This is a genomic window from Erwinia papayae, from assembly GCF_058241465.1.
In genome coordinates this window covers 1-19,577 of record NZ_JBZCHT010000003.1, presented here as the reverse complement: position 1 = coordinate 19,577, position 19,577 = coordinate 1, and the positions used below count along the sequence as shown (strand labels likewise).

Here is a 19,577-nt window from a genome sequence, read left to right as displayed (position 1 = left end):
TGAGCGTTAATCACCTTCAACTCTCTCGTTATTCTGATTTTTCCGGTAGTCCTGCTTCACCTTTTCAATATTCTTCAGGACGATCAGCCAGTGGTTGTCTGCCTGCTGCCGGTAGCGTTCGGCAACGGCAGCAATAATATCAGGATCACTGTCATGGCTGCGGTGCATGCGTCCCTTCTGGCCAAAGATATCAACAATAATGTTCTGGCTGCCCTGCCTGTCGAAAAGATGAGCGCACAGGCGCTTTACAACCAGCGGCGTGTAATCCAGCCCCGCCTCATCAGCGATCTGGAAGAAGAAAAACAACATCTCATACGTTTTGTAGCGCTTGACGGCTGCACTGAGCCTGGCAGCCCGCTGCGGAGCTTCCCAGGTGTCATCCCTGTATTTGCGCAGTTCTGCCTGATAGTCACAGGTCAGGTCTTCCTCTGTATACCGGTGGCGCCGGAAAAAATATTCCCTGGCCCGTTCGACTGCTGATTCATCCTGCGACATGTCAGTCACTTGTTAATGCTAACGTATGCGTACATTAGCATTAACAGCAGTACCCGGCAAGGGGAGAGACGCGCATCGTGCCTGTGGTGCATCCCCGCCGGGCTCCAGGACCTCGATGCCAGCAATTCGATCGGCGGTGCGCTGTCCTGTCCTGGTGTCCTTTTTCGTTACCCTGTCACGCATTTAATTTATTTGTTAGTTAGTTTATTTGTTAGTTTGTTTGTGTATAATATAAGCATATTCTTTTATGCGGAGACTGACAGATGCGTCCGGCAACATACGAACCAGAACAGATTATTGAAGCAGGGCTGGCCCTGCAGGCTGAAGGACGGAATATCACCGGGTTCGCACTGCGTAACCAGGTGGGTGGCGGCAATCCGACACGTCTCCGCCAGATATGGGACGAATACCAGGCATCACAGAGCACGGTCGTCACTGAACCCGTTGCCGAGCTGCCCGTGGAAGTGGCTGAAGAAGTGAAGGCCGTCTCAGCCGCGCTGTCCGAACGCATCACCCAGCTGGCGACCGAACTGAATGACAAGGCTGTCCGGGCTGCAGAACGCCGGGTTGCGGAAGTCACGCGTGCTGCCGGTGAACAGACCGCACAGGCAGAGCGGGAGCTGGCCGACGCCGCACAGACGGTCGATGACCTGGAAGAAAAACTGGATGAACTGCAGGACAGATTCGACCGGCTGACGGGGGCGCTGGAATCAGAACGTTCACTGCGTCAGCAGCAGGATGTGGAGATGGCCCAGCTGAAAGAACGTCTTGCGGCCGCTGAAGAGAATGCCCGTCAGCGGGAGGAACGGCATCAGGAGCAGAAGACAGTCCTGCAGGATGCACTGAATGCGGAGCAGGCCCAGCACAAAAACACGCGGGAAGATCTGCAGAAACGACTGGAACAGGCTTCTGCTGAGGCTGATGCGCGTACCGGAGAACTGAAGTCAGAACGCGATAAAGTGAGTACTCTCCTGACCCGCCTGGAATCGCAGGAAAATGCGCTGGCCTCTGAACGTCAGCAGCATCAGGCCACCCGCGAAACACTGCAGCAGCGCCTCGAGCAGGCCGTCGCTGACGCGCAGGCGCGCGCCGGTGAGCTTGCACTTGAACGTGACAGAGTCAGCAGCCTCACCGCAAGGCTGGAATCTCAGGAAAAGGCCTCCTCGGAGCAACTGGTGCGTATGGGCAGTGAAATAGCCACTCTGACAGATCGCTGCACACAGCTGGAAAACCAGCGTGATGATGCCCGTCTGGAGACCATGGGGGAGAAAGAAACTGTCGCAGCACTGCGTGGTGAAGCTGAAGCCCTGCAGCGTCAGAATCAGTCACTGATGGCGGCGCTTTCAGGCAATAAACAGACCGGTGGCCAGAATGCGTGATGATAACAATTCAGAGTCCTGTGATGAAACACCCCGGGCGGAGGATAAATGCTACACCAGAGGGCGGCTCCGGGATGAGTTCAGGATGAAGCCAGCCCCCGGTGCGGAACCCGTCCGAATGTACAAAAGTCCTTACGGCGGGAAATACGGTGTATGGCGGCTGGCTGACTGTGTACCGATGCGGGCGAAACGTCCTCAGACAGAAAAGCAGCGACAGGCCAGCGCACGTCTGGGTCTGCAGGCCAGGATGAAGAGTGAGCGTGGCCGGTTCGCCATGCTGGCACATACCTGGTTAGCACAGGACCCCGTCTTCCTGGATACCGAAACGACCGGGCTTGATGCCGGCGCGCAGGCGCTGGAAATCGGTCTGGTGAATGCCCGCGGTGAGAGGATATTTGAGACCCGCCTTAAACCCACTGTCGACATCGATCCGGCAGCAGCTGAAGTACACGGTATCAGTGACAATGATCTGGTCAGTGCACCATCGTGGCCCGATATTGCGCAGCAGCTGCAGCACCATATCGGCCGGCGCCCGCTGGTTATTTTCAATGCTGAGTTTGATACGCGCATTCTGAAGCAGACAGCGGCAGCGCATAACGACCCTGCCAGCTGGCTGGACTCTCTGACGGTGTACTGCGCCATGCGGCTCGCTGCGGGTTATTACGGACCCACCAATCGCTACGGTACCATATCGCTTTCCTGCGCTGTCAGTCAGGCAGGGCTGAGCTGGTCCGGGGAAGCCCATTCTGCCGTCACTGATGCCGTTATGACGGCACGGGTAGTGAAGGATGTTGCTGAATACTGGCGCCAGCTCCAGGAGGATATAAATGAAGATACAGGGAGTAAGCCAGCATGACGCTGACAGAAAAATCGGGCCATCTGGCATGGTGTGCCCTGGTGGCGCTTGCGCTGGCCAGACAGAATGGCGATGTGTTGTCACCAGCGCAGGAAAACCTCTTTATTACCCGTTGGCTGTCGACAGCACTGAAGCAACGACGTTTTTCTCGCGATGTCACACCCGACCTTGAGTGGCTGCTTAAACAGGGGCGCCAGCTTGGCGTCAACGCGAAGCTGGCCAACAAACTGCACTATCTCTGGCGATCCTGCACCGGCGAACTGTGTGAGCAGAACGACCTGTTCCGGCTGACGTATGCCCTGGAGACAGCGAAGGACATGCACTGGAATTACCGTCTGCTGAATGACAGAGAATGGTCCGGCCGGTATGCCGTGGCACTGAACGGCGAAGTTAACGGAGTTTACCTTTCGCGCTCTAATCTTGATGCCGCTTTTGATGATAATGGTCATCAGGTGAACCCATTGATGGCTCAGCTGATGGGGAGTGTGGAAGGTGTGATTAAGCTGTTTAACCGCTGTGGCTGGCAGGCCGAGCCTGAATCTGATGCCTCCCTGCCCCACCAGTATTCGCTGATGGCCAGACAGGGAGTGCCAGGAAAGGATGATTAGTCGTAGAGTTACATCTGGTCGTCCCTGATGTAGCCAGACAACCGTTAGGCCGCTCCCCGTGCCGTCTGACGTTGATAATGGCGGTTGCATATCCTGTCATATTAGTCTAGTATTATCTTACTGCAAGAGCATACGCAGGGGGCGCAAATCAGATACAGGCCTTCTGTGCCGGGCAGTCAGGTGGCTGATCACCTGCCGGGTAGTTACGACATGAGTCGGTTTCTGAACCCTTAGTGCTAAAGAAATGCTGCGACTACCAACAAATTCATAAGGGCGCTATATGCGCCCTGTTTTTTTATACAATTCTGCCTATCTGTACACCATGTGGATTACGCTTCGAATAAGCCGTTACAACCACATAAATCCAACCGGAATCAGTCTCTGGAGCTTCTCTTGGCTCCAGAATCACCATACCTAAAGCAGATTTTAGAACAGTCGTTCTGTGTTTCCCGCCCGGATGATTAAACTCACAATAAATGGGGGCTCCTGGCTGGATAATATCCCGCACAAAGCGAGCTACATCACTGATTGTATTATAGCCAAGTCGGGCTAATTCCTTCTCATGTTCAGCCCAAATATGGTTAACACCAAAGCCACGATTAGGCCCCGTATGCCTCCCCACACGCAGGAAAATATCCCCAGCTGGAATAAAGTCATTTTTCGTCTCAATCTCTGGCACGCGCCCATAGCAAGCCAACCCGTCAGGGTGAGCTATAGGGCTGTTTGGAGATCCAGCAATGCTAACGTATTTACCCTGCCTAGCCATTCATCAATCCAATATCCCGCAGTTATTACTGAAAGTCCCACAGGCCGTTGTGTGTCCATTCTGCCTGGTCGTACTGGTGAAGCCCAGCGTATTGAGCGCGTTTATAATAGGGTTTTGAAGTCCAATGGAAGTTATTATACCGGAGCTGGAGTTCTGGTACCTGAGTTTCATCGGGGCTGGTCCGGGGATTACGCTTCCTCACCTTCAGAACTGCTGCAGACGCGTATCACTGTCATTTTTGACACTCCAGCCAGACGGGCTGTTTCCCTCAAGGATTTGCCGTGCGTAAGACGAAGTGTGCGTATTAATTCATGTTTCTGCGCATCGGCTACCCTGCCCCGATATCTACCCTCCGCTTTTGCCTTGCTTATACCTTCAGCCTGACGACGTCGTCGATCCTCGTAGTCTTTTCGGGCAATAGCGGCGAGCATATCCAGCATCATGCTATTTACGGCCTTCAGCATGCTTCGGGTAAAGTCATCACTTACTGCGCTGGATAGCGCCAGATGGCTGGTCGGTAGATCAAGACTGACGATGGCCAGCTGCTTGTCGGTGATTTGCTTTCTGAGTGTCTCCCAGCCTGCATCATCCAGGCGGGTAAGCCTGTCGACCTGTTCAATAAGAATGACATCGCCAGGCTCCGCATCCCCAAGAAGCCTGATCAGTTCAGGACGGTTCATTGTAGTACCGGAGACATTATCGATATACCAGCCAGCAATACGGTGGCCATGTTGGTTTGCAAATGCCTTCAGTGCATTTTTTGCCCGGCTGGCATCCTGCTCTGAAGTGGATGCCCGGAGGTAACCAAAAACGAACATTATTTGTCCTTCTGGTAACATTTAAGTGGTCTTGTGTACTATGGTATCACTTATGTGGTCACAATAACATTCGTCGGTATCTTTACTGGTGGTATATATAGAGCATACCCAAATGTGACACATCAAGGGCCGATTAGCTAGCTATGTACTACGAACTGTGTTGACATTACGGATTTGTTAGTATAGATTTGATCTCAATGACGCCTGCAACAACCACTTTAGTGGAAGTTAGTGGGCTTTTTTTTTGGGATTTTCACATCAGGGATGAGATGAATCATGCCTTACTCTCTTTTCGCTAAACCGTATCGTACACCATCAGATCTCATTCAAGATTTAAAAGCAAAAAATCTTTCATTTAAAAATGAACTTGCCGCTGAAAAACTTCTAAGTCAAATTAGCTACTATCATTTCAAAATTTATTTGCATCCATTAATTGATAAAAATGGTCCAAATAAAAAACATTATATGAATAATACTTTTTTTGAAACAGGCGTGGAGCTATATAGATTTGATGAAGAGTTGCGGTCATTAATGTTTAAAGTTATAGCGAAGATTGAGGTGAAACTTCGAAGTCGTCTGGATCATACAATATCTGGAATTAGCTCCGATCCTTTTTGGTATTTGGATAATTCTTGGTTCTACACTCCGGGAAATACAAGGAATATAGATAGTATACGAGATCGTATAGCCTCTGATTTTAATCGCGAAGGTGAAATGTATGCAAAAAATTACAGATCGAAGTATTATAACGAAAGACATGATAAATATAAGAACCTCCCTCCCTTTTGGATTGCCAGTGAATTAATAAGCTTGGGACAGGTTTTGAAATTATATGACTCTATAGATTTTACATATTTAAATAATTTGCCCGCTCCAAATAATTTGGCATTGAATGATTTAGCTAGGGAATTTGGTGCGGGAAATTATAAGATTTTAGTAAATTGGATACAACGTTTACGTGATGTACGAAATCGGTGTGCTCATCATAGTCGTCTATGGAATGCAAAGCTGGCTGCCCCATCAAATATAAATTCTTTACTTGTTCATATGCCAACTCAGTCGAACAGACCTTATGGCACAATAGTTGTAGTGCACAAAATGATGAAATCCCTACAAATTAATTCTATATCATTGCGGCACGAGCTACATAGTTTATTCGTTAAATATCCAGAGTCGATAAATTATATGAGTGAAGCTGGGTTTCCTGCTAATTGGCTAGCAGACCCGTTCTGGATTTAAAAAGTAAAAAAAATTCTACTGCTGCGAAGCTAGTGTGGGATTTTTTATTTTAAATAGACTTGATTTGAGTTGTTATAGATAAAAATAAACTTGATACTGTTGCCTCAGAATTATTTCCACTTATATCTTTGAAGAAAAAATTCCATATTCCCAAGCTTAAACTTGAAGGATATGGTACTTTTTTTTTCGAACAAGACAGTACCTTGCGAAGTCTCTCTTGGTAAACCAAACTTACTGGTTATATGTATCTTGTCAAAGAATGAATTTCGGATCCGAAATCTATTGCGTATCATTATTGATACTCTAAATTTTTTCTGTATACTGTTTGTGTCGTCCTGAAAGCATGACAATCAACGTAGAGGCAGATAGCTGCTTCTTCATCTGGCGAAACGCCTGACTCACAGGAGTGTGTATGAAAAACTGTCATATTATCATCGCTTTACCAAACTGCTCTCTCAAGTCTTGCCGCCCCTTCACAAACATTTCGCATGCGAAATCTTAAGGACAGATCCATGACCCTGAAAATTGGACCCATCGGAAAACTTATAGTTGTATGCAGCCAGAAGGGCGGAATCGTTAAATCGCAGTCATCCAGTGAAATTGCACATGACCTTCGTAATGCTGGCTTCCGTGTGCTTGAAATTGATATGGACTGGACAACTGGTCTGACGGAGAGAGCTTTCCCCGATGATTTACCTTATGAAATTGAACGCGAGCCTTTAAGTAACAGTTTTACACCTGGCGAGGCGAACACATACCAGCTTTTCTTCTCGGATACAGAGGTTCGACCCATTGAACTTCCCGGCGGGCGCTTCTTTATTGGTGCTACAAGTGAATTAAACGAAATTAACTATCGCAACAGCGATTGCATGTTCGACTTCAGGGACCGTATTGAAGAACTGAAGAAGGAGTTTGATTTTATTATTGCTGATTCAGCACCATCATATTCGAATGTTATGATCGCAGCTCATATGTCAGCTGATTACCTTCTGATCCCTACCCTGCTGGAGAAACAGGCCCGTAATGCCGTAGGTAAACAGCTTGCCTATATGCAGAAAATTAAGCGGAACTATAACCCTTCCCTTCAGTTTATGGGTACGTATGTGACCCAGACGCAGGTGAAAAATTACAAAAAACCGCTGAAAGAAGGGTACCTGGGGCCTATTGATACACTGAACCTGAATCTCCTCATCGAGATCCTTCAGGGTAAGGGGTATTCCGAAGAATACATTCTCGCTTATATATCATTTGTACCTGCAGCTGCAAAAGAGGCGATCGAGCTTGGCCTATCCTTTGATGAATATGACCCTAAATGTCTTCCTGCAATCCAGTATAAAGAACTTACCCAGAAAATTATTAAGCTCGCTGGAGGCAAGTGATGGCTAAGAAACCGTTCATGAAACGACTCCAGGCGCAGCAGGAAATGAAAAAAAATGCGACTTCTGTACCTGATATCGAACATGTCATTGTTAACAAACAGCCAGATGTGCAGAGCCATGATATAGATGCGCACCAGATTATGGCGGATATAGCTCGCCCGGACATCGAACCAGATGGGCAGATAATCCGTGTAGATATAAATCTTGTATATGCTGAAGAACAAGTGCGACCTGAAGAAGACTTCGATGAAGAAGTTATCGATGGTATGTCTGACACCTTTGAAACTATAGGGATGCTTACCCCACCTCGTTGCTATCCTCGTGACAGACGTGGCTACCAGATATGGTTAGGCGAAACGCGAGTTCGCACTGCTCGAAAACGTGGTGATACCCATATTGATATTTATGTTGGTAAACCACCGCGGGAAAGAAAAGAACGCATCATCGGCCAGCTCATTGAAAACCTGCAGCAGTCTGGTTTGAAACCATTAGCGACTGCAAAATCGTTCTATGAGCTCAAGCATCAGTTCAACATGACAGGTGAGCAGATCGCAAAAACGATGGGAAAACCTACCTCGTTTGTCAGTAAACACCTTCGTCTCATTGATGCACCAGAAATTGTTACTGCCCTTCTCCGGGATAAAGTTACATCCGATGTCGACCTGGCATACACATTGATTCAGGTGAGTGAAAACTCCCCCGAAGAAGCCGAGAAGCTCGTCGCAGCTGCGAGGGAGTCAGGTATTTCGCGCTCGCAGGTTAAAGCTGTTCTTGATGAAGTAAAGAACAAAGGCAAAGATAAGATTTCGCATGCGAAATCTAAGGCTCAGAACAAAAATCCTGCTAGGCCTGTAGACAGCAATTCAGGTGTAAAAACCTGGCAAGTCGTTGTCGACATAGACGGTCAACAAGGGACTATAATGACTGACCGCGCGCCAGACGCAGAGGGATATGTGTGGGTGAAACTGGAAATTGGTGAAATTTCAGTTGAGGCATCTGAACTCCGTGTTAAAGGGATGCGATCTCAGTAATGAAATCTACTCCGTTCACCGAAATGGCCACGGGATTCCGTGGCCAAATTGTCCGCCTCTGGGCGCTTCAGTATCCCGGAACTCAATCCGAAGCTGCTGCCGCACTAACAGAAGCGGCTATCAATCTTGGGTACGTAACAAGAAGCCGGCCTGTACCCGGAGCAGCGTTAACCTCATGGTCCTCGAGCCCGGAAGAAACTCCGTTATGGGCGGCTCAAACGGCATTAACGTTGATGCTCGGCGCCGGATGGAAGCCAGTAAGTAACCAGGACTGGTGTGGAATGTCGGCGCTTTTATTCAGATCTAATCGTACACTTCCACTTGAGCAGCTTGTCGCTTCCTTGCCTGAGAACATAGACAGGCGAACCGCTACCGGATGGCTCGTGGCTGCAATCGAAGAGGACGCCCATTACCGTTATAGCAGGAAATCCAGATGACCTTTCAGGAGCTTGATGCTTGTATCGCAGGCTCTGGCCGTCGTTCTATAGCTTCAGCGTTGATCGCTTTTATTCTTGATGCGCTTGATGACGGACAGGACGGAGTTGATCTTGATAACTTCCAGGGCCATACACACTTCGTCCGCAATAATGTAACTACTGTAGCCAGCTATCTGCAGTTGCATGGGATTATTCAGGTAATGTATTACCGTGATGGTGCTGCAGAACGTCAGTATGAGTCCGTTAATAATTACGGGCGGTGGGCGAAGCAGCACTATCGGCCCTCTCTGGCACTCACACAGCTGCACAGGCGTGATTGATTCATAAGATTTCGCATGCGAAATCTTCAAGTGTCCGATCACCTTATGATGGCCAGCGGTAGTTCGTCCCACCTGGTCGTATATGCCGGAGAAAGCATCTCCCGCTTCATTTGCCACTCAGGCGCAATCCCCCTTCCGGCAAACCACACTTTCCCCAGTCCTGAATGGTTGATACCGTCCAGAACTTTCATCAGCTGCTCGCTGTTACTGTGTGGCTGCGCAGTATCGAACAGGTTCAGCTGCGACACGCCCGTCGGCGTGAAGTCGTTAAGCATGCATCCTGCTTTAGCGTACCGGTGGCCATTCTGCCAGATACGCTCCAGCGCCCTGACGGCTGCATTGATAATGTCTCGCGTATCCTGCGTGGGCGTCTGCAGCTTTTCGCTGGCCAGATTGCCGTAGTAGGGTTCGTTCACGGCAAACGGGGATGTTTTTACGAACACGGAGATGTGCCTGCAATACTGCTTCTCACCGCGTAATTTCTCGGCTGCACGCTCTGCGTGCTGACAGACAGCCTGTCGCATCGACTCATAGGTTGTGACGCGTTCACCAAAGGAACGGCTGCAGACTCTGCTGCTTCGCTGGCGGAGCCTCCTCGAGGGAGATACAGGCCTCTCCGTTGAGCTCCCGGACCGTTCTCTCCAGAACAACGTTAAAATTCTTTCTGATAAAGGCCGGATTCGCGCGCGCCAGCTGCAGGGCCGTCGTGATACCCATCGCGTTGAGCGTTTTCGAGATCCGCCTGCCAACCCCCCATATTTCCTCTACCGGCTGCAGGGACAGCAGTTTCTCTGTTCTCTTTGGATTGCCTCGAGTAAGAGCCAGGACGCCACCAAACTGTGGCCACTCCTTGGATGCCCACTGGGCCGATTTTGCCAGCGTTTTAGTCGGCCCCATCCCCACGCCTATAGTCAACCCCGTTCCGCTTCGCACGTGCTCGCGCAGCTGGCGCCCGAAATCCTCAAAATCCATACAGCCATCGATGCCCCGGATATCCAGAAACATCTCGTCGATACTGTACTGCTCGACGTGCGGCGCTAGATCCTCGAGGTGCGCCATAACCCTGTTCGACATGGAAGCGTACAGGGCGTAGTTGCTGGAGAACGCAATGACCGGCTCCGGAAACTGCGCATCTTTCAGCTGAAACCACGGCACGCCCATTTTGATGCCGAGCTGCTTTGCTTCTTTCGAACGTGCGATGACGCAGCCGTCGTTGTTGCTGAGCACAACAACGGGTTTTTTCCGCAGGTCAGGCCGGAAAACCTTCTCGCAGCTGGCGTAAAAGGAGTTCACGTCCGCGAGCGCAAACATCAGCTTAATCCCCGGGTTTTATGGATAAACGCCGTGACGACGCCGAATATCTGTAGTTCTTCAGGATAAAGCGTGGGGTAGGCGGGATTCATCGGCAGCAGGGCGATGCGGGGCTTCAGCTGCAGGCGCTTGACGGTAAACTCCCCTTCCGTCTCTGCGATAACAATGTCTCCCTGCACAGGCGTTTCCGCTTTATCAACCACCATCAGGTCGCCAGAGTGTAGGCCCATATCCTTCATAGAATCACCAATGGCCCGGACAAAGTAGGTCGCGCTGGGACGGCTGATGCAGTAGGCATTCAGGTCGAGTTCGTCCTCCGTATAGTCGGCAGCCGGCGAGGGGAATCCGGCCGGGCAGCGTTCGGTGAATAACGGGGCTGTAGACAGTGCCGGCTCAGAAGCGGGAGAGACGAAAACAATCATGGGATACCTCTTAAAATTACTGTTTTTATATACAGTATTATTTAAGAAATCTCCCGTCCTGCAAGGAGAATTTTACCTGTTCCTGTCATGTGGTTGTTCTGCCGGAAAAAAGAGGTGTATGGGTTATCCACAGAAACGGTGCATAACCTTGTGAGATAACTGTTGTTGCCGTTCTCCCTTTGCGCCGTGCCGCTACTGTAGCCGGGCCGCTTCGTATGCAAGGGTCCGCTACGCCGGTATCCTCGCCCGGTCGCAGTTAATTTAAAAGGCTTAACACGCCGTCTTCCCGTCGTTCTCCGGCTCAATTTTCGCCGTCAAACCGTCCAGCCAGCGTCTGCTGTTTCACTGCGCTGCGGCCTGCGGTCCCGCCCCTGCATTCTGCGCTTTTCGCCCGGCTGTCGTATCGGCACGGCGCAAAGGGTGCCGCATTCAGCAGAGGAGAAACATCATGTCCCGATTCGTCCTGGGTAATTGCGTTGACGTTATGGCCGGATTCCCTGATAAGGCAGTCGATCTCATTCTCACCGATCCGCCCTATCTCGTTGGGTTTCGCGACCGTTCCGGGCGCACTATCGCGGGAGACAAAACCGATGAGTGGTTACAGCCCGCCTGCAATGAAATGTATCGCGTGCTCAAAAAAGACGCGCTGATGGTCAGCTTCTACGGCTGGAACCGTGCCGATCGCTTTATAGCTGCGTGGAAAAACGCCGGGTTCAGCGTGGTTGGTCATCTTGTCTTTGCCAAGACCTACACATCAAATTCCGCCTACGTCGGATACAGCCACGAATGCGCCTACGTGCTTGCAAAAGGCCGCCCGCCGCTGCCGGAAACCCCGTTGCGCGACGTGCTGGACTGGAAGTACACCGGCAACAAACATCATCCAACGGAGAAGCCGGTATCGAGCCTTCAGCCGCTTATCGAGTCTTTCACGCGCCCCGGCGGAATTGTTCTCGACCCCTTTGCTGGCAGCGGCTCTACCTGCGTGGCCGCGCTACAGGCTGGCCGTCGCTATATCGGTATTGAGCTGCTCGAACAGTATCACCGCGCTGGCGTTCAGCGGCTGGCGGCCGTTCAGCGCTCGATGCATCTGCCTGCCGCCAACGGTGACTGGCTTCCGGAGGCCGCATGACCAACTACGCCGGAAACGAAGCGCTGCGTGCCGACGTTGCCGCCCTGGCAAACAGCATGTGCGATCTGCGCGCCACGCTCAATGCGCTGGAATCCCGCTACCGCTACGACGCGGAGAACCTGACGGAGCGCCTGGTCCGCCAGACAATTTGCCGCATCAACGCACTTTATCTTGAAGCGTACCGGCAGGCGCTGGAGCTGGACGCCAGCTTTAAAGACTGAAACGGGCGGGCGCAAACGCCCGTAGAAGACGAATCAGGAGAATCAAAATGTACGGAACACGCGAAGAACTCTGCACCCGGCTCGAAAACATGTTCACCCCCGACGAGCCGCTGGTACTGCTGGTATGGACCGAAGAAGCTTTTTATGTCGCCTGCGGTGAACTTGATGTAAAGCCGGAACCTGCCGAGATTCAGGGACTGATGGAAACAACCGGTAATACGGATATGGCCGTGTATCGCAGGGAAGGCGTTACAAATTCAGGCGTATGCGACCTTCTGGTACGACACCGTGAGGCCGTGGCACGCGAGGTAAGCGTTCCTGCGGCGCTGCTCATGCGCGTACTGCGGCGACAGGAAGGCGACCTGGAAAATCTTGTCGGGCAGGCGTGGGAGGCCGGGAGACCCACGCCTGAATCCCTTAAACAGGCGCTTCACGATGTCAGAGTGCTGATGGAACGGATCTGATGCAGGCCACAGGGCCGGAAGTTATTCCGGCTCTGCTCTGCCGGTCCTGCAAAGCAAAAGGATGTCGCGCGCTCCGCTATGCCGGCGCGACCTTCACGGCGTTACGGCCGCGCAGTGAGTGACGTTCGTGCGGCCTGCGGCTTACGCCGTGCCTCTACTTTAGCCCGAACGCTGCAAATGCAAGGGTTCACTGACGTCGATGCTTTCACCCGGTCGCCGTTTGTTTAAATGCCTGTCGCGGTTCTTCCCGTCGTTATCTCGCTCAATATTCGCTCGCTAACCGTCCAGACCCTCTCCGCTGTTTACCGGCGCTGCGGCTTCATGCATCGCCCCTGCATTTTTCGCTCCCTGTCGGGCTGTCGTGTCGGCACGGCGTAAGCCGGAACTCAGACGACATCGACCACGGAGGAATTTCCATGAGCATTACGACCACCACGCCCGCTGTCTACGTTGGCACGTACCACAAATACAACTGCGGCAGCATTTTTGGCAAATGGTTTGACCTGACGGAGTTTGACGGCAGGGAGGATTTTTATGAGGCCTGTCAGGCGCTGCACGCCGATGAATGGGACGCAGAATTTATGTTCCAGGACTGGGAGGGCATTCCGTCGAAGTTCGTCTCTGAATGCGCCATCGACTGGGATTTTATCGCCGCGTACAAACAGGCTGAAGAAGAGGGCAGGGAGGCCGCGTTTATCGCCTGGGCGGAGTATACCGGCGAGTGTGACTATGACGCGTTTGACGAAGCGTATCGCGGCGAGGCGGAGAGCGAGGAGGACTATGCGCGTGAAATGGCTGAAGACAACGGCCTGCTGAATGTGGTGCCGGAGCCGCTGCGCAGCTATTTCGATTTTGAAGCCTGGGCGCGTGACCTGTTCAGCAGCGGTTATGTATTCCATGACGGCTACGTCTTCAGCAACTGATTTTCCCCGGCAGGCGGTTCAGCCGCCTGTCAGCCCGCGCGCAAAACCCTGGCAGGCGCTGCCTGCCGGCGAAGTACGCCGCGCCTGCGGCGCCGCGCATCTTCGCCAGTGCCTTATGTTCCGGTGGTGTCAGGGTATGAATATCGGTGTGCTGCAGCTGGTCGGCGTTATTTCTGTTCCGGTGATAATTTCTGCGTTGCCGTTGCCGTTGCCGTTGCCGTTGCCGTTGCCGTTGCCGTTGCCGTTGCCGTTGCCGTTGCCGTTGCCGTTGCCGTTGCCGTTGCCGTTGGCAATAGTGGCCATACCGATGGTGTATTGGCTGATATCGCTGTCCTGTCGGCTTTTCTTCCCGTTGTATCTGCCTGCGGGCGACTTCCCTGACGGGAACCGGCGCTGTCGTAAACGGAGCCGGTAAACCGTCTCCGCCCTGTCGGGCTTCCATCGCACTGTCGCAGGGCAAACATCACGCTTGCGGCATCCGTAAACGGATGCGCCGCTCTCACCAGCCCGGCGGTAATGCTGCCGGGCCTCTTCGGGGCAACGCCGTTTCGCGCCCGCGCGTTCCGCCGTTGCGGCGGGTTCCTGCTCATTCCTTGCCTGGTTTTTTCACCCTTTTGAGTCCTAACGCCTGGGCTGAGACAAGCACAGCCGCTGTCAGCTGTCCAGGGTAAATGGCACGCGGTAAACCGCGCCCTGGACAGCTGCCATCGCCCGCGCTGGTTTACGCCCCTGCGGCGAACGGCTCTCAAACGGGTGAAGGTAACAACCAGCGGGAGCGTTCAGCAGGTCCCCGCAAAACGTCAAAACCGCGGCCCCGGCAACTCAACGGGTGACGGGGTTTTAAAGGCAAAACAGGTTCAGAAGGAGGAGCAACATGAGCGAGGCGCTGGCGGTTTTACCCGACGACACCTTTACCCGCGAACAGGCTGAGGCCGTTGCGGCGGAGTACAACAACGTGGCAATTGAGGACGATCAGGGTACACATTTTCGCCTGGTCGTTCGTCAGAACGGCGTAATGGTATGGCGCGCGTGGAATTTTGAAGCGGATGCCGGGAAATGGCTCAACCGTTACACCGAACGTTACGGTATTCGTAAACAGCAGTAAGAAAGAGGTGCCCTGCCGGAGCGGTAACTCCGCAGGGCCGGACAATCATCAATCTGTGAGGTATTAACTATGTCAGTAACCGATGTTAAAGCAAAAGCACCCAAAAAAGCGAGCAGCAAAAAAATCACGAAGGCGCAGGAAGTTGCCCTGAAGGCCGCCCTTGAGGTCGCCGTGGTCGAGTATGTTCCGCTGTCTGCTCTCGTTAAATCCCCGCTTAACGTGCGCACCATCCCGTATTCCGTGGACAGCGTACGCGGTCTGGCCGACTCCATTGAGGCCCTCGGGCTGCTGCAGAACCTCATTATTCACACCCTCGCAGACGGGAAATCGGGCGTGGCTGCAGGTGGCCGCCGACTGACCGCCCTGCAGTTGCTCGCACAGGAAGACCGTCTTGCGGCCGAACATACCGTCATGGTGAAACGCGTCTCAGACGACATTGCTGCCCTTGCCTCCGTTGCTGAGAACGAGCAGCGCGCCGCCATGCATCCCGCCGAGCAAATCGCAGGTTTCCGTACGCTGGCAGAGCAGGGCAAAACTCCCGCACAGATTGGCGACGCCCTCGGCTTCGGCTCCCGCCACGTGCAGCGGATGCTGAAGCTGGCAAATCTCGCCCCGTCCCTGATGGAGAAGCTCGCGCAGGACGAACTGACCGTTGAGCAGTGTCAGGCGCTCTGTCTCGAGGACGATCCTGTCCGTCAGGTTGAGGTATTCGAAAGCGTTAAAGCCAGCTGGTCGAATGCCCCCGCACACCTGATTAAACGCGCCATTACCGACACCGAGATGCGCACCGACAACACCAAATTCCGGTTTATCGGGCGCGAAGCGTATGAGGCGGCAGGGGGTTACGTTCGTGAAGATCTTTTCAGCCAGGACGAGGGCGACGGCACGGCAGACAGCGTGCTGGTTGAGCGTCTGGTGCAGGAGAAGCTGGAGCGTATCGCTCTGGACATTCAGCAGCGTGAGGGCTGGGCATGGAGTCGCGGACGCGCAGCCCGCATCTGGTACCACGGCGAAGACGGTAAAGAGTTCGTGCAGCCTGACGAACCCGATCCGGTGTACACCCCTGAACAACAGCAGCGTCTTGATGCGCTGCGGGAGCAGTACGACACATATGACAGCGTTTGCGACGAGTCGGATGCGATCGAAGCGGACATCCTCGCCATTCAGGCGGCGGCAGAAGTCAGCGCGTGGACTGACGACATGAAGTCAGGTGCGGGGGTGATGGTCAGCCTGTACGAAGGGCAGGTGTACGTGCAGCGCGGTGTGCGCCTGAAAGCGGATATGCCGGAAGAAACCGAAACCAGCAGCGTAACGGTGCCGTTCACCTCGCGCCAGCCCGACGCCGCAGAGGGGATCAGCGTTCCGCTGCTCACTAAAATGACCTCCGAGCGTACGCTGGCTGTACAGGCGGCGCTGATGCAGCAGCCCGAAAAGGCGGTGGCGCTGATGGTCTGGCGAATGTGTACCTGCGTCTTTTCCGGCTGTCTCACCACAACGCACCCGTTCCGTATCAGCCTGACCGTGTCCCACGGCAGCCTGACGGAGAATGCCCCGTCCGGTAAGGATGGCGCAGCGTTTAACATCCTGATGACCGAACAGGCAAGGCTGAAAGCCCTGCTGCCGGAAGGGTGGGAGAAGGACTTCACCACCTTCTTTGCCCTTGACGGCGGGGTGTTGATGTCGCTGATGGCCTTCTGCACGGCCTGTTCCGTGGACGGGGTACAGACCCGCGATATGGGGCACACCTCGCGCAGTACCCTCGATGCGGTCGAGGCGGCAATCGGATTCCACCTGCGCGACTGGTGGCAGCCGACGAAAGACAACTATTTCTCCGGCCTGAAACATCCGCAGATTGTGGCCTCCCTGAAAGAGGCGGGGCTGACGGGCGCGGCGGGTGACGCGGAGAAGATGAAGAAGGGCGATGCAGCAGCGCATGCGGAGCACTTTATGCAGCACACCCGCTGGGTTCCTGCCTGGCTGAAAGGACCGGAGCCAGCGGCTGAATCCGGTGCTGACGACGCTGTTTCAGATACCGACACCACTGACACGGCACACGCCGCCTGATAACGGAGAGCCGCTCTGCGGGGCGGCGATAAGGAGATAGTTATGCAAACAGTTCTGACCCCCGATGTGCTGAAAACCATGTCACCTGACGAGATGGAGGACTGGCGCGACAGCGGCGAAGACTATCGCCGTGAACTGACCCACGCCGTTATGCGTGACCTGTCATGCCCTGAAAACTGGGACATGAACGGCGAGTACCGCAGCGAGTTCGGCGGGTTCTTCCCCGTACAGATACGCTTTACCCCCTCGCACGGCAATTACCATATTGCCGTGTGCAGTCCAGGTGCCATCACTCCGGCGTGGATGGTGGTGTTTGTGCCCGCCAGCGGTCGCCCGTTTTCCGTCATTCGTACCCTGAGCGGCTACCAGCCGGAGCTTGTCAGCCACACCGTCAGCCTGACGGCGCGTCTCGATGCGGACGGATACGGTCAGGCCAGCATCATCAGCATTCTGGCAGCGGAGGGCGCGGCATGATCCCTTCACATCTCTCTCTGGTTCCCTTCAGCCCTGAGCGACGCGCCGCGATGGAGGCCATCGCTGAGGTTGAACGCCGGCGGTCGCGCGGCGCGGTGTCCACGATGTATCCGTATGCCAGCGCCTTTTTCCGGCGGCTCACGGGCAGCACGCGCATCTCACTCAGGGAAATCCATCATTTTGCGCCGGTGCTGACGGCGCGGGAGCTGCGGGGCAGCAGGGACAGCTGGCTCAGTGCCATCGATGCTCTGATTGAAAGTCGCGGGACGCGTTGCTGGCTGCCGCTTCCCGTTGGTGCAGGTCAGCGTCTCTTTCCGGAGGTGGCCTTTCAGCAGACCGAGCGGGTTCGCTGTCAGGACGCCCTTCGGGATGAAAAATACACCCGCCAGCGCCACAAAGAACAGTGTCAGCGTGAGCGGGCGTACCAGGCGCTGGCGGGGCAGGCGGAGATTGAGCTGGCCTTTCATACGCCGGAAACGGTCAGCAGCTGGAGCGCGCGCTGGTCGGGGACTGAACTGCGCCAGTACGACCTGGAGGAGATGTTCTGGCGCTGGAGCGAGCGTTTTCCGTCACTGGAGCCAATGGAACGCTGGACGATGGAGAGCCAGCCTTTCTGGACGGTGATGGCTGAAACGGATGCGCTGGCAAGGGAAAGTCCGGGATCTGTCCGGCAGCTGGAGCGCTGGATGGTACCCAACAAGCTGACAGCACGGGACCGGGCATGAAGTGGCGTTACTCGCTGCGCTGGAAGCGTCCCGGTCCCTGTCCCGGTGAACCTGAGCTGGCGTCAGAAGTGGTGGAGGCAGGGAAGCCCGTCCCTGAGTCCGTGATGTCACTGTGGGTGGCCGGAGCCGGATATGCCGTCTGCGTGGATTTTCTGTGCGAACGGCCCGTCAGGCGCTGGAGCGACGAGCGGAAGGCGGCCACGCGGCGACGGAATCTGGCGCGTCGTGTTAACAGGATCGCGCCCCTGTTTGCTGATGAACTCATCGGGCGGGAACTGATGGCCCGGCCTGACTATTTTCGGGGAAAGTCGCCTCACTGAGTCTGATATCATGCCTGGCTAATGAACTGGCTGGCATCACCGGTATGGCAATATCCGGGCGTCGTCCCTGACGGGACACGGCTGTCGTGAACAGAGCCAGCGAGCTGTCTCTGCCCTCCGGGCGTCCATCCTGACGCAACGTCAACCCCTGCGCTTGCTGCGTCCGTAAACGGACGCGCCGCTTCACCCTGTCGGCGGTAAAACTGCCGACAGTCCGCTGACGCCACGCCGTACCGCCGTGTCGGGTGTGTTCATCCTCTCCCCATACATCTGGTGAGCCCTCTCCCGTTAAGTCCCCGGGCGGAGGGCTTGTCGTAGCACCGTCGTGTCGTCATCCGAAGGGTGAAATGAACTCCGCCAAAACTTTTTGCGAAGGACCGCAAAAACTTTTGTCTCCGCCCTTCTCCTGCCGCCCCGCCGTTGCTCCTTTGCCCTTTGCCGCCAGGGAACTCACCGAGAGATGGATTAACCACCAGATAAGAGGAAAAGCAGGATGAACACACAGAACGTCAACGTCAAAACCGCCACCAAAGAATCTTCCGAAAGATGGGTGAAAACCTCGTCCCTGCATACTGATGGCTTTGTGCGCAATATCCATTCCCGTAACCCGTTCGATGTTATTCGCGCGGACGTGGTTCTGGCCCGTATGGAAATACAGGCTAACCGTGGGTGTGGTCTGCACTACGAGATTTACGAGTCCCGCCTGTTGGGAATGGCCATGCGATATCTCGTCGAACTACCGCTTAAAGATCGTCCGGTTTTCATCGGTGCGGCGTCGAAGCGGGGTTACACGCTGACGCTGGCGGAAGAAGACCGTGCACATGGTGAGTGTGCCGGACTGATGAACGAACTGGTGGCAGATTACTAGACCAGCTGGCGGCAGGTGATGCCGTCAGCGACAACGGAGAACATGATGAGCATGAGCAACGGTATCACTAACAGCACGTCCGGATTCGATGCATGGGAAAAAAGCGCACTCAGCGAGCTTGAAAACCTGCAAAACCGCGTCAGCAAAGCCCTGATGAAGTACCAGAGCAATACGGACAAAACGGCGCTGGGCGAGTCTGCAAACCGCTATATGGGCGAACTCA

Annotated in this window: 22 protein-coding genes and 1 pseudogene; 17 read left to right on the top strand and 6 right to left on the bottom strand. The window is 54.1% G+C overall.

Annotation, left to right across the window (positions count from 1 at the left end; translation table 11 throughout):
- Positions 1-6: 6 nt before the first annotated feature.
- Positions 7-495: a cytoplasmic protein gene (locus tag AC3RPL_RS02295; protein ID WP_490738854.1), complete on the bottom strand. Its 489-nt coding sequence runs from the start codon at positions 493-495 to the stop codon at positions 7-9.
- A gap of 263 nt (positions 496-758) precedes the next feature.
- On the opposite strand from AC3RPL_RS02295, the gene AC3RPL_RS02290 reads away from it, so the two are divergent.
- The 3 genes from AC3RPL_RS02290 to AC3RPL_RS02280 are packed head-to-tail and all read left to right on the top strand — an operon-like array spanning position 759 to position 3,338.
- Positions 759-1,874, top strand: a complete 1,116-nt coding sequence (locus tag AC3RPL_RS02290; protein ID WP_490738853.1) for a DNA-binding protein — start codon at positions 759-761, stop codon at positions 1,872-1,874.
- On the top strand, positions 1,867-2,730 hold the full coding sequence (locus AC3RPL_RS02285) for a 3'-5' exonuclease (RefSeq protein WP_490738852.1): 864 nt from the start codon (positions 1,867-1,869) through the stop codon (positions 2,728-2,730). The genes AC3RPL_RS02290 and AC3RPL_RS02285 overlap by 8 nt, the downstream gene beginning before the upstream one ends.
- A complete protein-coding gene (locus tag AC3RPL_RS02280; RefSeq protein WP_490738851.1) occupies positions 2,727-3,338 on the top strand; it encodes a DUF2913 family protein in 612 nt (203 codons plus the stop codon). The genes AC3RPL_RS02285 and AC3RPL_RS02280 overlap by 4 nt, the downstream gene beginning before the upstream one ends.
- 295 nt (positions 3,339-3,633) lie before the next feature.
- Here AC3RPL_RS02280 and AC3RPL_RS02275 read toward each other — a convergent pair whose 3' ends face one another.
- Together AC3RPL_RS02275 and AC3RPL_RS02270 are read right to left on the bottom strand one after the other, a co-directional pair.
- Positions 3,634-4,104, bottom strand: a complete 471-nt coding sequence (locus AC3RPL_RS02275) for a hypothetical protein (protein ID WP_490738850.1) — start codon at positions 4,102-4,104, stop codon at positions 3,634-3,636.
- Positions 4,105-4,292: 188 nt separating this feature from the next.
- Positions 4,293-4,922, bottom strand: a complete 630-nt coding sequence (locus AC3RPL_RS02270) for a recombinase family protein (RefSeq protein ID WP_490738849.1) — start codon at positions 4,920-4,922, stop codon at positions 4,293-4,295.
- 276 nt (positions 4,923-5,198) lie between these two features.
- Here AC3RPL_RS02270 and AC3RPL_RS02265 point away from each other — a divergent pair, with 276 nt between their 5' ends.
- From AC3RPL_RS02265 to AC3RPL_RS02250, 4 genes are all read left to right on the top strand, one after another.
- Positions 5,199-6,161, top strand: coding sequence for an Abi family protein (locus AC3RPL_RS02265; RefSeq protein ID WP_490738848.1), 963 nt, complete (start codon positions 5,199-5,201; stop codon positions 6,159-6,161).
- A gap of 512 nt (positions 6,162-6,673) precedes the next feature.
- The gene (locus tag AC3RPL_RS02260; RefSeq protein WP_490738847.1) at positions 6,674-7,540 is read left to right on the top strand and encodes a ParA family protein; all 867 of its coding nucleotides are present in this window, start codon (positions 6,674-6,676) and stop codon (positions 7,538-7,540) included.
- Positions 7,540-8,571: a ParB/RepB/Spo0J family partition protein gene (locus tag AC3RPL_RS02255; RefSeq protein WP_490738846.1), complete on the top strand. Its 1,032-nt coding sequence runs from the start codon at positions 7,540-7,542 to the stop codon at positions 8,569-8,571. The genes AC3RPL_RS02260 and AC3RPL_RS02255 overlap by 1 nt, the downstream gene beginning before the upstream one ends.
- A 433-nt stretch (positions 8,572-9,004) precedes the next feature.
- A complete protein-coding gene (locus tag AC3RPL_RS02250; RefSeq protein WP_490738845.1) occupies positions 9,005-9,328 on the top strand; it encodes a hypothetical protein in 324 nt (107 codons plus the stop codon).
- A 38-nt stretch (positions 9,329-9,366) separates the two neighbouring features.
- On the opposite strand, the pseudogene AC3RPL_RS02245 reads toward AC3RPL_RS02250, so the two are convergent.
- A pseudogene (locus AC3RPL_RS02245) lies at positions 9,367-10,639 on the bottom strand (Y-family DNA polymerase).
- Positions 10,639-11,061 (bottom strand): translesion error-prone DNA polymerase V autoproteolytic subunit, encoded by a 423-nt coding sequence (gene umuD / locus AC3RPL_RS02240; protein ID WP_490738844.1) that lies wholly within the window; start codon positions 11,059-11,061, stop codon positions 10,639-10,641. The pseudogene AC3RPL_RS02245 and the gene umuD overlap by 1 nt, the downstream one beginning before the upstream one ends.
- A 448-nt stretch (positions 11,062-11,509) precedes the next feature.
- On the opposite strand from umuD, the gene AC3RPL_RS02235 reads away from it, so the two are divergent.
- From AC3RPL_RS02235 to AC3RPL_RS02220, 4 genes are all read left to right on the top strand, one after another.
- Positions 11,510-12,190 carry a DNA methylase gene (locus AC3RPL_RS02235; protein WP_490738843.1) on the top strand — a complete coding sequence of 227 codons (681 nt, stop codon included), beginning with the start codon at positions 11,510-11,512 and terminating at the stop codon, positions 12,188-12,190.
- Entirely contained in the window at positions 12,187-12,411 is a 225-nt protein-coding gene (locus AC3RPL_RS02230) for a YubE family protein (RefSeq protein WP_490738842.1), read from the top strand. Before AC3RPL_RS02235 ends, AC3RPL_RS02230 begins: the two co-directional genes overlap by 4 nt.
- A 47-nt stretch (positions 12,412-12,458) precedes the next feature.
- Positions 12,459-12,875, top strand: coding sequence for a DUF1380 family protein (locus AC3RPL_RS02225; RefSeq protein ID WP_490738841.1), 417 nt, complete (start codon positions 12,459-12,461; stop codon positions 12,873-12,875).
- Between the two features lie 416 nt (positions 12,876-13,291).
- Entirely contained in the window at positions 13,292-13,798 is a 507-nt protein-coding gene (locus AC3RPL_RS02220; RefSeq protein ID WP_490738840.1) for an antirestriction protein ArdA, read from the top strand.
- A 167-nt stretch (positions 13,799-13,965) separates the two neighbouring features.
- On the opposite strand, the gene AC3RPL_RS02215 is transcribed toward AC3RPL_RS02220, so the two are convergent.
- Entirely contained in the window at positions 13,966-14,388 is a 423-nt protein-coding gene (locus AC3RPL_RS02215) for a hypothetical protein (RefSeq protein WP_490738839.1), read from the bottom strand.
- A gap of 284 nt (positions 14,389-14,672) precedes the next feature.
- Between AC3RPL_RS02215 and AC3RPL_RS02210 the strand changes: the two genes are divergently transcribed.
- The 6 genes from AC3RPL_RS02210 (at position 14,673) to AC3RPL_RS02185 (ending at position 19,354) form a co-directional block, all read left to right on the top strand.
- Positions 14,673-14,903 carry a DUF905 domain-containing protein gene (locus AC3RPL_RS02210; protein WP_490738838.1) on the top strand — a complete coding sequence of 77 codons (231 nt, stop codon included), beginning with the start codon at positions 14,673-14,675 and terminating at the stop codon, positions 14,901-14,903.
- A gap of 69 nt (positions 14,904-14,972) precedes the next feature.
- Positions 14,973-16,967, top strand: a complete 1,995-nt coding sequence (locus AC3RPL_RS02205; protein ID WP_490738837.1) for a ParB/RepB/Spo0J family partition protein — start codon at positions 14,973-14,975, stop codon at positions 16,965-16,967.
- A gap of 42 nt (positions 16,968-17,009) precedes the next feature.
- On the top strand, positions 17,010-17,441 hold the full coding sequence (psiB, locus tag AC3RPL_RS02200; protein WP_490738836.1) for a conjugation system SOS inhibitor PsiB: 432 nt from the start codon (positions 17,010-17,012) through the stop codon (positions 17,439-17,441).
- A complete protein-coding gene (locus tag AC3RPL_RS02195; protein WP_490738835.1) occupies positions 17,438-18,166 on the top strand; it encodes a plasmid SOS inhibition protein A in 729 nt (242 codons plus the stop codon). Before psiB ends, AC3RPL_RS02195 begins: the two co-directional genes overlap by 4 nt.
- Entirely contained in the window at positions 18,163-18,486 is a 324-nt protein-coding gene (locus AC3RPL_RS02190) for a theronine dehydrogenase (RefSeq protein WP_490738834.1), read from the top strand. Before AC3RPL_RS02195 ends, AC3RPL_RS02190 begins: the two co-directional genes overlap by 4 nt.
- A gap of 493 nt (positions 18,487-18,979) precedes the next feature.
- Entirely contained in the window at positions 18,980-19,354 is a 375-nt protein-coding gene (locus AC3RPL_RS02185) for a hypothetical protein (RefSeq protein ID WP_490738833.1), read from the top strand.
- The last annotated feature ends 223 nt before the right edge of the window (positions 19,355-19,577 follow it).

Bases quoted from the DNA above. Each gene is read 5' to 3' on its own strand.
- psiB (WP_490738836.1), top strand. From the start codon at position 17,010: ATGCAAACAGTTCTGACCCCCGATGTGCTGAAAACCATGTCACCTGAC.
- AC3RPL_RS02225 (WP_490738841.1), top strand. From the start codon at position 12,459: ATGTACGGAACACGCGAAGAACTCTGCACCCGGCTCGAAAACATGTTC.
- AC3RPL_RS02265 (WP_490738848.1), top strand. From the start codon at position 5,199: ATGCCTTACTCTCTTTTCGCTAAACCGTATCGTACACCATCAGATCTC.
- AC3RPL_RS02195 (WP_490738835.1), top strand. From the start codon at position 17,438: ATGATCCCTTCACATCTCTCTCTGGTTCCCTTCAGCCCTGAGCGACGC.
- AC3RPL_RS02230 (WP_490738842.1), top strand. From the start codon at position 12,187: ATGACCAACTACGCCGGAAACGAAGCGCTGCGTGCCGACGTTGCCGCC.
- AC3RPL_RS02285 (WP_490738852.1), top strand. From the start codon at position 1,867: ATGCGTGATGATAACAATTCAGAGTCCTGTGATGAAACACCCCGGGCG.
- AC3RPL_RS02235 (WP_490738843.1), top strand. From the start codon at position 11,510: ATGTCCCGATTCGTCCTGGGTAATTGCGTTGACGTTATGGCCGGATTC.
- AC3RPL_RS02295 (WP_490738854.1), bottom strand. From the start codon at position 495: ATGTCGCAGGATGAATCAGCAGTCGAACGGGCCAGGGAATATTTTTTC.
- AC3RPL_RS02220 (WP_490738840.1), top strand. From the start codon at position 13,292: ATGAGCATTACGACCACCACGCCCGCTGTCTACGTTGGCACGTACCAC.
- AC3RPL_RS02270 (WP_490738849.1), bottom strand. From the start codon at position 4,922: ATGTTCGTTTTTGGTTACCTCCGGGCATCCACTTCAGAGCAGGATGCC.
- AC3RPL_RS02215 (WP_490738839.1), bottom strand. From the start codon at position 14,388: ATGAGCAGGAACCCGCCGCAACGGCGGAACGCGCGGGCGCGAAACGGC.
- AC3RPL_RS02290 (WP_490738853.1), top strand. From the start codon at position 759: ATGCGTCCGGCAACATACGAACCAGAACAGATTATTGAAGCAGGGCTG.
- AC3RPL_RS02190 (WP_490738834.1), top strand. From the start codon at position 18,163: ATGAAGTGGCGTTACTCGCTGCGCTGGAAGCGTCCCGGTCCCTGTCCC.
- AC3RPL_RS02205 (WP_490738837.1), top strand. From the start codon at position 14,973: ATGTCAGTAACCGATGTTAAAGCAAAAGCACCCAAAAAAGCGAGCAGC.
- AC3RPL_RS02280 (WP_490738851.1), top strand. From the start codon at position 2,727: ATGACGCTGACAGAAAAATCGGGCCATCTGGCATGGTGTGCCCTGGTG.
- AC3RPL_RS02255 (WP_490738846.1), top strand. From the start codon at position 7,540: ATGGCTAAGAAACCGTTCATGAAACGACTCCAGGCGCAGCAGGAAATG.
- AC3RPL_RS02260 (WP_490738847.1), top strand. From the start codon at position 6,674: ATGACCCTGAAAATTGGACCCATCGGAAAACTTATAGTTGTATGCAGC.
- AC3RPL_RS02275 (WP_490738850.1), bottom strand. From the start codon at position 4,104: ATGGCTAGGCAGGGTAAATACGTTAGCATTGCTGGATCTCCAAACAGC.
- AC3RPL_RS02250 (WP_490738845.1), top strand. From the start codon at position 9,005: ATGACCTTTCAGGAGCTTGATGCTTGTATCGCAGGCTCTGGCCGTCGT.
- umuD (WP_490738844.1), bottom strand. From the start codon at position 11,061: ATGATTGTTTTCGTCTCTCCCGCTTCTGAGCCGGCACTGTCTACAGCC.
- AC3RPL_RS02210 (WP_490738838.1), top strand. From the start codon at position 14,673: ATGAGCGAGGCGCTGGCGGTTTTACCCGACGACACCTTTACCCGCGAA.
- AC3RPL_RS02185 (WP_490738833.1), top strand. From the start codon at position 18,980: ATGAACACACAGAACGTCAACGTCAAAACCGCCACCAAAGAATCTTCC.